Raw genomic sequence first — 12508 nt, forward strand, 5'->3', positions numbered from 1 at the left:
CAACGCTTAACGATTCGCCATGCCAACGTGGGGGATGCCATCTTCGTCATAAACTTCCGTCACGGGCTTAAAGCCGAAGTGGGCGTAGAAGCCTTGCAGATGCGCCTGTGCGCCAAGATAAACCGTGCACTGCGGCCAATGCTGCTGGCATGAAGCCATCGCCTGCTCCATCAGTTTGTAGCCCAGCTTTTCGCCGCGCGCCCCCGGGTCAATAATAACCCGACCGATCACCACCGGTTCGAGATCGTTATCGCTTTTCAGGATCCGGGCGTAGGCCGCAAGTTTGCCGTCGCGCCAGCCAAGCAGATGACGATTTTCGTCAACCAGGTCGTCACCGTCGATATCCTGATACGGGCAGTTCTGCTCAACGATAAATACCGCGTTGCGCAGGGCCAGCACGCTGTAGAGATCGTTCACACCCAGCTCTGAGTGATGTAGGTCTTGCCAGATTACCATTCTGAAGTTCCTTATTTTTCGACGAGTCGCCTATCTTCACGCATAAAAAAACCGCCGACAAGCGGCGGTTTTCTAAAGCAGGACTCAGCTTACATCAATGGCTTCGCTAACTGTACCAGCTCGATAAGCGGCTGCGGGTAAACGCCCAGCAGCAGCACCAGCACGGCAGAAATCAGCACCACTACGCCGCCCGCGGTAAACGCCCAGTTCCCCGGAGTGTCGCGATTGAGCTGCTGAGGCGCGCTCAGATACAAGCTGACGGTGACGCGCAGGTAGTAATACAGGCCGATGGCGCTGCCCAGCACCACGGCGCCGGTCAGCCACCACAGGTGCGCCTGAACGCCCACTGCAATGATGTAGAACTTACCGATGAAGCCCAGGGTCATTGGGATACCCGCCAGGGACAGCATCATCACGGTCAAGACGGCTGACAGAACCGGCTTGTGCCAGAACAGACCGCGGTAGGAGTACAGTGAATCTGCATCCGGGCCACGGTACGGGCTGGACATCAGACTGACCACACCGAACGCGCCAAGGCTACTGAACAGGTAACCTGCCAGGTAAACACCAACGGACTCCATAGACATGCTGCCGTTCTGCATCGCAATCAACGCTACCATCAGGTAACCCAGGTGCGCGATGGAGGAGTAGCCGAGCAGACGCTTGATGTTGGTCTGGCTCAGCGCCATCAGGTTGCCGAAGAGGATGGAGGCGAAGGCGATAATGCCCAGCACCACGCGAACGGCCTCGCTGTCACCTATCGGTGCGTAGAGGAACAGACGCATCACCACGCCAAAGATGGCGATTTTGCTGGCGGTAGCCAGGAAAGTGGAAACCGGAGCAGGTGCGCCCTGGTAAACGTCTGGCGTCCACAGGTGGAACGGCACCAGCGACAGCTTGAAGCCCAGGCCAACGATCATCATGCCTAGACCCGCCAGCAGCAGCGGCTCGTGCAGCATGTTGTCCGCCAGGCTCTTGCCGAGGCTAACGAACGACAGGCTGCCGGACTCTGCGTACACCAGCGCCATACCGAACAGCAGGAAAGAAGAGGCCGCAGCGGACAGGATCATGTACTTGATGCTGGCTTCCAGCGACCGCTTCTGTCGGAAGGCGTAGCCAATCAGACCGAACAGCGGCAGTGAAATCAGCTCAATGCCGAGGAACAGCGCGGCCAGGTGGTTGGCGTTCGCCAGCAGAATCCCGCCCAGGGCGGCGATCAGCACCAGCAGATAGAACTCTTCTTTGTTGTCGGTGTAGCCCTGTAACCACGGATAAGCGAAGGTACAGGTCGCGAGGCTTGCCAGCAGCACCAGCCCGGTATAGAGCATAGCGTAGCCGTCAACGCGCATCAGCGGGGTGACATCCATCGCACCGGCCTGCCCCACAAACCACAGGGAGACGAGTGCCGCGTTAAGCCCGATAACGGACAGTATTGCATTAACAAAATGGTCGCGTCGCCACGCTATGGAGAGCATCACAACCACCACCGTCAATCCGACGATCAACAGCGGCAGCAGCGCGATCAAATGTTGAGGAGTTATAGTCATGGCGAATTACGGCCTTGTAGTTGAAAGTGAACTGCTAAACCACTGCTGAACATTGCTCATCGCAGCGTGCGAGGTATCCAGAATCGGCTGTGGATAGAAGCCCAGCAGGACCAGCAGCACCACCAGCAACATGATGATAAAGAACTCGCGCAGCGACATGCCCGGCAGCTGTTTATCGCTGATTTCGCTCTTCGCTTTACCGAAGTAGGCGCGATGCAGCATCGCCAGCGAATAGACAGAAGCAAACACCAAGCCGAAGGTCGAGATAACGGTGATCGTCGGCACGGTGTGGAAGCTGCCGAACAGGATCATGAACTCGCCAACGAAGTTACCGGTGCCCGGCATCCCGAGGGTTGCCACAGCAAAGAACATCGACAGACCCGGCAGCCATTTAATTTTGTTCCACAGGCCGCCCATCAGACGCATGTCACGGGTGTGCAGACGCTCGTAGAGCTGACCACAGATGATGAACATACCCGCAGCGGAAAGGCCGTGGGCAATCATCTGAATAACCGCACCCTGGTAAGCGAGCTGGTTGCCTGTGTAAATAGCAATCAGTACGAAGCCCATGTGGGAAACGGAGGTATAAGCAATCAGACGTTTGATATCGGTTTGTGCGAAGGCCATCCACGCACCGTAGAAGATACCGATGACACCCAGCCACATAGCGATAGGGGCAAACTCAGCGGAAGCTTCCGGGAACAGCGGCAGCGAGAAGCGCAGCAGGCCGTAAGCTGCGGTTTTCAGCAGGATACCCGCCAGGTCAACGGAACCCGCCGTTGGCGCCTGGGAGTGAGCATCCGGCAGCCAGCCGTGCAGCGGAACCACCGGCATTTTCACCGCAAACGCAATGAAGAAGCCGAGCATCAGCAGCCACTGCACACCGTGGGACATCGGCGTTTTCAGCAGCAGCTCATAGTTGAAGGTCCAGACGCCGGTTGCGTTGTAATGCACGAATACCAGGCCAAGAATAGCAATCAGCATCACCAGGCCGCTTGCCTGGGTATAGATGAAGAACTTGGTCGCAGCGGTAATACGCGTCTTCCCGTCAGAGGCTTTGTGGCCCCACAGCGCGATCAGGAAGTACATCGGCACCAGCATCATTTCCCAGAAGAAGAAGAACAGGAACATGTCGATGGCAAGGAACACGCCGATAACGCCACCGAGGATCCACATCAGGTTGAGGTGGAAGAAGCCCTGATACTTTTCGATTTCATTCCAGGAACAGAGTACGGCCAGCACGCCGAGCAGACCGGTCAGCACGACCATCAGCAACGACAGACCGTCCAGCGCTAAGTGGATTTCAATCCCGAAGCGGGGGATCCACGGCAGAACAAATTCAGACTGCCACTGCGGCAGGCCTGCGGCCTGCGTCAGCGTGTAGCCGCCCTGCAACCACAGTTGCAGCGAAAGTGCCAGTGTCAGCCCCATGGTCACCAGCGCGATCCAGCGCGGCACTTTTACGCCGAAGCGCTCAGTTTGCCAGCAGAGGAAGCCGCCAATAAAGGGGATTAATATTAGCCAGGGTAATAGCATGGCATTTGTGTCCCTAAGTCAAAATAAACCAAAACATCACTCACCTCCCTCCTCCACTGGAGGAGGGAGTGTTGAATTAGCGCAAGACCAACAGCAGGCCCAGAACCACCACCGCACCGATGCTCATTGAAGCCACATACCAGCGCAGGTAACCGTTCTCGCTCACCAGCAGGCCGCGGCCCCCGAAGCGGGCAAGGACTGCCGGAATGTTCATCAGTGAGTTCAGCGGATCGCGCTTCAGTAGCCAGGCAATAGCGAGGAATGGCTTAACGAAGATTTTGTCGTACAGCCAGTCGAAGCCCCAGGCATGGAACCACCAGGTACCGAAGAAGCGGCCCGGCGCGCTGTTAGCGATAGCCGTTACCAGCGTACGTTTGCCCAGCCACAGCCATGCCGCAATCAGGATGCCCGCGATAGCGACAACGCCAGAAGTAATCTCAAGCGTCAGCACGCTACCGTGCGCCAGTTCAGCCGTTGCCGGCAGCACGCCCGCTAACGGTGGAACAATCATTGCGCCAACGAAGGTGGACAGCACCAGCAGTACAATTAGCGGCAGGTGGTGAGTAATGCCTTTGCCCGCGTGAGCGTGGATTTGCTCTTTCCCGTGGAAGACGATGAAGATCATACGGAAGGTATAGAGGGAGGTCATGAACGCACCCACCAGACCCGCAATCATCAGATTCATATGACCGTTTGCCAGCGCACCGGCAAGGATTTCGTCTTTACTGAAGAAACCTGCGGTAATCAGCGGCAGAGCGGACAGCGCCGCGCCCCCCACCAGGAAGCAGACGTACACCAGCGGAATGGACTTACGCAGGCCACCCATTTTGAAGATGTTTTGCTCGTGGTGGCAGGCCAGAATCACCGAACCGGATGACAGGAACAGCAGCGCCTTGAAGAACGCGTGGGTCATCAGGTGGAAGATAGCCGCATCCCACGCCTGTACGCCCAGCGCCAGGAACATGTAGCCAATCTGGCTCATGGTCGAGTAAGCAAGCACGCGTTTGATGTCGGTCTGCACCAGGGCCGCAAAGCCCGCCATCACCAGGGTAATTGCACCCACGATACCGACCAGATGCAGCACTTCAGGCGTCATCAGGAACAGGCCGTGAGTACGGGCAATCAGATAGACGCCCGCGGTAACCATGGTGGCGGCGTGGATCAGAGCAGAAACCGGCGTTGGGCCAGCCATCGCATCCGCAAGCCACGTTTGCAGCGGAAGCTGTGCAGACTTACCAACCGCACCGCCCAACAGCATCAGGGTTGCCCAGGTGAGCATCTGATTGCCAGCGGCGAAGTGCGCAGGCGCCAGCTCAACCATTTCGCGGAAGTTCAGCGTACCCAGCTCGTTGTAAAGAATGAACAGCGCGAAAGCGAGGAACACGTCACCCACACGGGTAACCACGAACGCTTTCATTGCCGCTGCGCCATTCTTCGGATCGGTGTAGTAAAAACCGATCAGCAGATACGAGCACAGGCCTACGCCTTCCCAGCCGAGATACATCAGCAGCAGGTTATCACCCAGCACCAGCACGACCATGCTGGCGATAAACAGGTTGGTGTAGGCGAAGAAGCGAGAGTAGCCCTCTTCCCCACGCATATACCAGGAGGCGAACATGTGGATCAGGAAGCCCACGCCGGTGACCACGGAGAGCATGGTCAGCGACAGGCCATCCAGCACCAGGTTGAAGCCGATGTTGAAATCGCCTACCGACATCCAGGTCCACAGCGGCTGCACGAACGCCTGACGACCGTTGTTGAAGAAATCAACGCCCGCAAAAGCGGTGACCAGGGCTGCCAGGCCGATAGAGCCAATCCCGATGGTGGCAGACAGGTTTTCAGACCAGCGGCCACGGGAAAATGCCAACAGAACAAAGCCAATAAATGGCAAAAGAATGGTTAACCAGAGAAGGTTCATCCACGCATCTCACTTACTGAATCGATATTCAGATTCTGGCGACGACGATGGAGCTGCAGTAACAGCGCGAGGCCAATACTGGCTTCGGCGGCCGCTAAGCTAATCGCCAGGATATACATCACCTGACCGTCGGCCTGGCCCCAATAACTACCGGCAACCACAAATGCGAGCGCCGCGGCGTTAATCATGATTTCCAGGCTAATCAGCATGAAAAGCAGGTTGCGACGGATGACCAGCCCCGTCAGACCCAGCACAAACAAAATGGCTGCGAGGATGAGTCCATGTTGCAACGGGATCATACGTGCTCCTCCGTTTTTCTTTTTGTAGCCATTTCTGGACGGTTGCTCAGCACTTCACCCATGCGGTCTTCACGACCCAGGTGGAAGGCAACAATCAGACCCGCCAGCAGCAGCATGGATGCCAGCTCAACGGCCAGCACGTATGGCCCGAACAGCGCGATACCGACCTGCTTCGCGTCAATTGCCGTGCCGTCGATGCCCTGGTCGTTAAGTCCCAGAATCGCGTAAACCAGCACGGCCAGCAGGATGGCGGACAGCACGCCCGGCCCAATCCACAGCTGCGGCTTCAGCCACTCGCGCTCCTGCTGCACCACGGAGTTACCCAGGTTAAGCATCATGACCACGAAGACGAACAGCACCATGATGGCCCCGGCGTAAACGATAATCTCCAGCGCACCGGCAAAATACGCGCCGAGCGAGAAGAACACCCCGGCGATAGAGAGCAGGGAGATAATCAGATACAGCAGCGCATGCACCGGATTACTGTGCGTGATCACCCGCAGGGTGGTCAGGATCGCCACTAAGGCGCATATATAAAAAGCGAATTCCATTCCTGACTCCTTAAGGTAACAGGCCTTTGACGTCGATAGGCTTGGCTTCGTTTTCCGCTTCGCCCTTATCTTTGCCGTCGATTGCCATGCCTGCCATCCGGTAGAAGTTATATTCCGGGTATTTGCCCGGACCGGAAATCAGCAGGTCCTCTTTTTCGTAAACCAGATCCTGACGCTTAAACTCACCCAGTTCGAAATCCGGGGTCAGCTGAATCGCCGTTGTTGGACAGGCTTCTTCGCACAGGCCGCAGAAGATGCAGCGTGAGAAGTTAATGCGGAAGAATTCTGGATACCAGCGGCCGTCTTTGGTCTCTGCTTTTTGCAGAGAGATACAGCCAACCGGGCAGGCAACCGCACACAGGTTACAGGCAACGCAACGCTCTTCGCCATCCGGATCGCGCGTCAACACGATACGGCCACGGTAGCGCGGCGGCAGATACACTGGCTCTTCCGGATACATCTGCGTTTCGCGTTTCGCGAAGGCGTGCAGACCGATCATCCAGATACTGCGTACCTGGGTGCCGAAACCAACCACTAACTCTTTCAATGTCATGGTTTTTTCACCCCTTATGGTGCCTGATAGAGAATGACCGCGGCGGTCACCAGCAAGTTGACAAGCGTCAGCGGCAGGCAGATTTTCCAGCCGAACGACATCACCTGGTCATAACGAGGACGAGGCAGCGCTGCGCGAATCAAAATGAACATCATCATGAAGAACGCGGTTTTCAGCGCGAACCAGATGAACGGTGGTAACCACGGGCCATTCCAGCCACCAAAGAACAGCGTCACAATCATAGCGGAGACGGTGACGATACCGATGTATTCACCCACGAAGAACAGACCGAATTTCATCCCGGAATATTCAATGTGGTAGCCATCGGCCAGTTCCTGCTCGGCTTCCGGTTGGTCAAACGGGTGACGGTGACATACCGCCACGCCCGCAATCGCAAAGGTCACAAAGCCGAAGAACTGCGGGATGACGTTCCACAGGTGCGCCTGGTTGTTGACGATATCGCCCATATTGAACGACCCCGCCTGAGCAACCACGCCCATCAGGGAAAGACCAAGGAACACTTCGTAGCTCAGCGTCTGCGCGGATGCACGCATTGCGCCCAGCAGGGAGTATTTGTTGTTACTTGACCAGCCCGCGAACAGCACGGCGTAAACCGCGAGGCCTGCCATCATCAGGAAGAACAGGATGCCGATGTTCAGATCCGCAACTACCCAGCTCGGGCTAACCGGCACGATAGCAAAGGCCAGCAGCAGCGAGGTGAAGGCGATCATCGGTGCCAGAGTAAAGATCACGCGATCCGAGAAGCGCGGGATCCAGTCCTCTTTAAAGAACATCTTGATCATGTCGGCAACCAGCTGGAGCGAACCGCCCCAGCCAACGCGGTTTGGTCCATAACGGTTCTGGAACAGACCGAGCAGACGACGTTCACCGAAACTCATGAACGCGCCGCAGGTGACGACAACCAGCAGGATAACCACCGCTTTGAGGATGGTAAGCAGAATGTCGATAACATCCGGTGTTAACCAACTCATTGCGCAGCCTCCTGCAGATTTTCAAGACGGGCACCGGCCAGTACCGGGGCAATGCCAGGCATGCCCATTGGCAGACCAACCTGCCCTGCTACCAGCCCTTCGGACAGCTGCAGCGGCAGGCTTAGCGTCTGGCCTTCGTAGCTGAAGGAGATCAGCTGACCGGCGTTGACGCCAAGCTTCGCGGCGTCTGCCGGGTTAAGAGTAATGTGTGGTGTGACCATGCGGCTCTGGAAGACAGGAGAACGCTGGGACATCTCGTCGCTACCGAACAGGTGGTAGTACGGCGCGATACGCCATTTGCCTTCTTCTGCCTGGAAGCTTTCCGGGACCGTTGCGAAGAAATCGATACCCGTGTCCGCTGCTTCAATCAGACGCACGCCCGGATCGCCGTGGCGCAGCTTGCCGCCCACTTCGGCCTGGAATTTGTTCCATGCTTGCGGTGAGTTCCAGCCTGGTGCCCATGCAAACGGGATCTGCTGACGGTCGGCCAGCGGGCTGTTGTTCCCTTCCATAGAGAAGGCGAACATCGTGTCTTTATCATGCGGCTGACGCGGCTCATGTACGCTGATATTAGCGCGCATTGCCGTACGACCGCTTGAGCGGATAGGAGAACGAGCCAGTTTCTGACCGCGTATACGGAAGCTTGCATCCGGCGCGGCATCTTTGATACCGGCCAGCTGCGGTAGCGCTTTCACGCAGGCATCGATAACGTGATCAAGCTGCGTCCAGTCCACTTCACGGCTCAGCACGGTGCTGTGCAGAGAGTGCAGCCAGCGCCAGCTTTCAAGCATCGCCACGTTTTTGTCATAGTAGGACGGGTCGTAAACCTGGAAGAAACGCTGGGCGCGACCTTCGTTGTTAACGACCGTGCCGTCGCTCTCCGCGAAGCTTGCGGTGGACAACACCAGATGCGCTTTGTCCATGATCGCCGTGCGCTGATGATCGATAACCAGCACCAGCGGTGCTTTAGACAATGCAGCATCAACGCGAGCGGCTGAAGCATGACGGTGAAGATCGTTTTCCAGCACCACAACCGCATCGGCCGCGCCGCTTTCCAGCTCGCTCAGCGCCTCTTCAAGAGAGCCGCCGCCAATCATGCCCAGGCCAACGCTGTTCACGGCGCGGGCAATCATAGTGATACCCACTTCGGCACCGCGACCTTTCAGCGCTTTCGCAACGTTCGCCGCAGCCTGAATCACCGCTTCGCTGCCGGAGTTAGTCCCGGAGACGATAAGAGGTTTCTTCGCACCCGCCAGCGCCTGAACAATCACGTCGACCTTGTTTTTCAGGTCGCGATCCAGTTCAACTGCCGGGGAGTTGCTGTCCAGCGCGTTGGCAATCGCGAAGCCCAGGCGGGCCTGATCTTCAACTGGTGCGCGGTAGGTCCATGCTGCGATGTCATCCAGGCGGGTGTTATCCACGTTGGTGACAAACAGCGGATGTTTCGCGTGCTGGCCAATGTTCATGATTGCTGCAATCTGCCAGTCAGCCACTTTTTGTGCCGCTGCCATCTCGCGCGCTTTGCCTTTCACTGCCTGACGAATTGCCAGCGCGGCGCGAGCACCGGTCTGAGTGACATCCTCACCCAGAATCAGTACCGCATCGTAGGATTCGATTTCACGCAGCGCAGGAGTGTGAACTCCGCTTTCGCGCAGCACTTTAAGCATCAGCTGCAGGCGAGCCTGCTCTCCTGCCGCAATGCCGGTATAGAAGTTGGCAGCACCCACCAGCTCACGCAGCGCGAAGTTGCTTTCAACGCTGGCACGCGGGGAGCCGATACCGATAACCTTCTTCGACTGGCGTAGAATATCTGCCGCGCCCTGCATCGCCTGCTCGGCGTTCAGGGCGATCAGATCGTCGCCACGGCGCTGAATTGGCTGACGTGGACGGTCTTTCAGGTTCACGTAGCCATAGCCGAAACGACCGCGGTCACACAGGAAGTAGTGGTTGACCGTACCGTTGTAGCGGTTTTCGATACGACGCAGTTCACCGTAACGTTCGCCTGGGCTTGTATTACAACCCAATGAGCACTGCTGACAGATGCTCGGTGCGAACTGCATATCCCACTTACGGTTGTAGCGCTCGGAGTGGGTTTTGTCGGTGAAAACGCCGGTCGGGCAAATCTCTACCAGGTTGCCGGAGAACTCGCTTTCCAGCGTGCCGTCTTCCGGGCGACCGAAGTAGACGTTGTCGTGAGCGCCATAGACGCCCAGATCTTTGCCGTCTGCATAATCTTTGTAGTAACGCACGCAGCGGTAGCAGGCGATACAGCGGTTCATTTCGTGAGAGATGAACGGGCCGAGATCCTGATTGCGGTGCGTACGCTTGGTGAAACGATAGCGACGGAAGCTATGCCCCGTCATTACAGTCATATCCTGCAGGTGGCAGTTGCCGCCCTCTTCACAGACCGGACAGTCGTGCGGGTGGTTGGTCATCAGCCACTCCACAACGCTCTCACGGAACTGCTTCGCTTCGCCGTCATCAATAGAGATGAACGTACCGTCTGAAGCCGGTGTCATACAGGACATCACCAGGCGACCACGGGTATCTTCTGCGTTCTGATATTGCTTCACCGCACACTGGCGGCAAGCACCGACGCTGCCCAGCGCCGGGTGCCAGCAAAAATAAGGAATATCGAGTCCAAGGGAGAGACAAGCCTCTAGCAGGTTGTCGGCCCCATTGACCTCATATTCTTTGCCGTCTACATGAATCGTAGCCATAGTCAGCATGCTTCCAGTTGGCCTGAGTAACCTCAGGCGTTAATCAAAAATTCTTGTGCAATTCCTCGCGGCAAGCCGCAGGGAAAAATATCACCAGCGCGTTTTTAACAGGTTCGGCTGAATGCCACCGATGGCACGCAGATTCCCGAGATCCTGTTTGGCAATGCCTGCTTCGAATTCTTCGCGGAAATATTTAATCGCACTCTGCAATGGCTCAACCGCGCCCGGCGCGTGTGCACAGAAGGTTTTACCCGGACCGAGGAAACGGCACAGCTGCTCGAGCGTTTCGATATCCCCAGGCTGGCCTTCGCCACGCTCCAGCGCACGCAGAATTTTTACGCTCCACGGCAGGCCGTCACGGCAGGGTGTACACCAGCCGCAGGATTCACGGGCAAAGAACTCTTCCAGGTTACGCACCAGCGGCACCATGCCAATTTCATGGTCCACGGCCATCGCCAGCGCCGTACCCAGACGGCTGCCCGCTTTACCGATGCTTTCAAACTCCATCGGCAGGTCGAGGTGAGATTCGGTCAGGAAGTCTGTCCCTGCCCCACCCGGCTGCCAGGCTTTGAATTTCAGGCCGTCGCGCATGCCGCCAGCATAGTCTTCCAGGATTTCACGTGCGGTAGTCCCGAACGGTAATTCCCAGACGCCTGGATTTTTCACGCGGCCTGAGAAGCCCATCAGCTTGGTGCCGGCGTCTTTGCTAAGCCCGCCGCCAATGCCCTGATACCACTCAACGCCATCCGCCAGAATCGCCGGGACGTTACACAGCGTTTCAACGTTGTTGACGCAGGTTGGTTTGCCCCAGACGCCGCTTGAAGCAGGGAAAGGTGGTTTTGAACGTGGGTTCGCGCGGCGGCCTTCCAGGGAGTTAATCAGCGCGGTTTCTTCACCGCAGATATAACGCCCGGCACCGGTGTGCACGATCAGCTCAAAATCAAAACCAGACCCGAGAATATTTTTACCAAGCAGGCCCGCTTCGGTCGCTTCTGCGATTGCACGGCGCAGGTTTACTGCCGCTTCAATGTATTCCCCGCGCAGGAAGATGTAGCCGCGATAAGCTTTCAGTGCGAATGCGGAAATCAGCATGCCTTCCACCAGCAGGTGCGGCAGCTGTTCCATCAGCAGGCGGTCTTTATAGGTGCCCGGCTCCATTTCATCGGCGTTACACAGCAGGTAACGGATGTTCATGGATTCGTCTTTCGGCATCAGGCTCCACTTCAGACCAGTGGAGAAGCCCGCGCCGCCGCGGCCCTTCAGGCCCGCGTCTTTTACGGCGTTAACGATGTCGTCCGGCGCCATACCGGTTAATGCTTTACGCGCACCTTCATAACCGTTTTTGCTGCGATATTCATCCAGCCATACCGGCTGTTTGTCATCGCGCAACCGCCAGGTCAGCGGATGGGTTTCGGCAGTACGAATAATCGTCTTCATTTATACTGCTCCAGCAGGTCAGGGATCGCTTCCGGCGTCAGATGGCTGTGAGTATCATCATCAATCATCATGGTCGGCCCTTTGTCGCAGTTGCCCAGACAGCAGGTCGGCAGCAGGGTAAAGCGACCATCAAACGTGGTCTGGCCCGGTTTGATATTCAGCTTCGCTTCGATAGCGGACTGAATGCCCTGGTAACCTGTGATGTGGCAAACCACGCTGTCGCAGTAGCGAATAACATGACGGCCCACCGGCTGGCGGAATATCTGGCTGTAGAAGGTGGCAACGCCTTCGACGTCGCTGGCAGGAATGCCCAGCACGTCAGCGATGGCGTAAATTGCCCCGTCCGGCACCCAGCCACGCTGCTTCTGAACGATCTTCAGCGCTTCGATGGACGCGGCGCGAGCATCTTCATAATGGTGTTTTTCGTGCTCGATCGCTTCACGCTCAGCCGCACTCAGCTCGAAAGCTTCGGTTTGTGGTTGTTGATTCTCGTGCATAG

General features: G+C 57.1%; 11 protein-coding genes. All 11 read right to left on the reverse strand.

Features of this window, described 5'->3' with window-relative positions:
* Positions 1–6 precede the first annotated feature (6 nt).
* The 11 genes from ACA108_15440 to nuoE all read right to left on the reverse strand — a co-directional run bounded on the left by ACA108_15440 (position 7) and on the right by nuoE (position 12506).
* Complete coding sequence (locus tag ACA108_15440) at positions 7–456, reverse strand: GNAT family N-acetyltransferase (GenBank protein XEX94763.1); 450 nt, start codon at positions 454–456, stop codon at positions 7–9.
* An 89-nt stretch (positions 457–545) separates the two neighbouring features.
* Positions 546–2003, reverse strand: a complete 1458-nt coding sequence (gene nuoN, locus ACA108_15445; GenBank protein ID XEX94764.1) for an NADH-quinone oxidoreductase subunit NuoN — start codon at positions 2001–2003, stop codon at positions 546–548.
* 6 nt (positions 2004–2009) lie between these two features.
* Positions 2010–3539, reverse strand: a complete 1530-nt coding sequence (gene nuoM, locus ACA108_15450; protein XEX94765.1) for an NADH-quinone oxidoreductase subunit M — start codon at positions 3537–3539, stop codon at positions 2010–2012.
* 76 nt (positions 3540–3615) lie between these two features.
* On the reverse strand, positions 3616–5457 hold the full coding sequence (nuoL, locus tag ACA108_15455; protein ID XEX94766.1) for an NADH-quinone oxidoreductase subunit L: 1842 nt from the start codon (positions 5455–5457) through the stop codon (positions 3616–3618).
* On the reverse strand, positions 5454–5756 hold the full coding sequence (gene nuoK / locus ACA108_15460) for an NADH-quinone oxidoreductase subunit NuoK (GenBank protein ID XEX94767.1): 303 nt from the start codon (positions 5754–5756) through the stop codon (positions 5454–5456). The genes nuoL and nuoK overlap by 4 nt, the downstream gene beginning before the upstream one ends.
* Complete coding sequence (gene nuoJ, locus ACA108_15465) at positions 5753–6307, reverse strand: NADH-quinone oxidoreductase subunit J (protein ID XEX94768.1); 555 nt, start codon at positions 6305–6307, stop codon at positions 5753–5755. The genes nuoK and nuoJ overlap by 4 nt, the downstream gene beginning before the upstream one ends.
* 10 nt (positions 6308–6317) lie before the next feature.
* On the reverse strand, positions 6318–6860 hold the full coding sequence (gene nuoI / locus ACA108_15470) for an NADH-quinone oxidoreductase subunit NuoI (GenBank protein ID XEX94769.1): 543 nt from the start codon (positions 6858–6860) through the stop codon (positions 6318–6320).
* A gap of 14 nt (positions 6861–6874) precedes the next feature.
* A complete protein-coding gene (nuoH, locus tag ACA108_15475; protein XEX94770.1) occupies positions 6875–7852 on the reverse strand; it encodes an NADH-quinone oxidoreductase subunit NuoH in 978 nt (325 codons plus the stop codon).
* Positions 7849–10572 carry an NADH-quinone oxidoreductase subunit NuoG gene (nuoG, locus tag ACA108_15480; GenBank protein ID XEX94771.1) on the reverse strand — a complete coding sequence of 908 codons (2724 nt, stop codon included), beginning with the start codon at positions 10570–10572 and terminating at the stop codon, positions 7849–7851. Before nuoG ends, nuoH begins: the two co-directional genes overlap by 4 nt.
* A gap of 90 nt (positions 10573–10662) precedes the next feature.
* A complete protein-coding gene (gene nuoF, locus ACA108_15485) occupies positions 10663–12009 on the reverse strand; it encodes an NADH-quinone oxidoreductase subunit NuoF (protein ID XEX94772.1) in 1347 nt (448 codons plus the stop codon).
* Complete coding sequence (nuoE, locus tag ACA108_15490; protein ID XEX94773.1) at positions 12006–12506, reverse strand: NADH-quinone oxidoreductase subunit NuoE; 501 nt, start codon at positions 12504–12506, stop codon at positions 12006–12008. Before nuoE ends, nuoF begins: the two co-directional genes overlap by 4 nt.
* Positions 12507–12508 lie beyond the last annotated feature (2 nt).

The organism is Dryocola sp. LX212 (assembly GCA_041504365.1).
In the GTDB taxonomy this organism is placed as follows: domain Bacteria; phylum Pseudomonadota; class Gammaproteobacteria; order Enterobacterales; family Enterobacteriaceae; genus Dryocola.

Excerpts from the sequence above, each read along its gene's own strand:
- nuoK (XEX94767.1), bottom strand. The coding sequence starts at position 5,756 with ATGATCCCGTTGCAACATGGACTCATCCTCGCAGCCATTTTGTTTGTG.
- nuoG (XEX94771.1), bottom strand. The coding sequence starts at position 10,572 with ATGGCTACGATTCATGTAGACGGCAAAGAATATGAGGTCAATGGGGCC.
- nuoH (XEX94770.1), bottom strand. The coding sequence starts at position 7,852 with ATGAGTTGGTTAACACCGGATGTTATCGACATTCTGCTTACCATCCTC.
- nuoL (XEX94766.1), bottom strand. The coding sequence starts at position 5,457 with ATGAACCTTCTCTGGTTAACCATTCTTTTGCCATTTATTGGCTTTGTT.
- nuoI (XEX94769.1), bottom strand. The coding sequence starts at position 6,860 with ATGACATTGAAAGAGTTAGTGGTTGGTTTCGGCACCCAGGTACGCAGT.
- nuoF (XEX94772.1), bottom strand. The coding sequence starts at position 12,009 with ATGAAGACGATTATTCGTACTGCCGAAACCCATCCGCTGACCTGGCGG.
- nuoN (XEX94764.1), bottom strand. The coding sequence starts at position 2,003 with ATGACTATAACTCCTCAACATTTGATCGCGCTGCTGCCGCTGTTGATC.
- ACA108_15440 (XEX94763.1), bottom strand. The coding sequence starts at position 456 with ATGGTAATCTGGCAAGACCTACATCACTCAGAGCTGGGTGTGAACGAT.
- nuoE (XEX94773.1), bottom strand. The coding sequence starts at position 12,506 with ATGCACGAGAATCAACAACCACAAACCGAAGCTTTCGAGCTGAGTGCG.
- nuoJ (XEX94768.1), bottom strand. The coding sequence starts at position 6,307 with ATGGAATTCGCTTTTTATATATGCGCCTTAGTGGCGATCCTGACCACC.
- nuoM (XEX94765.1), bottom strand. The coding sequence starts at position 3,539 with ATGCTATTACCCTGGCTAATATTAATCCCCTTTATTGGCGGCTTCCTC.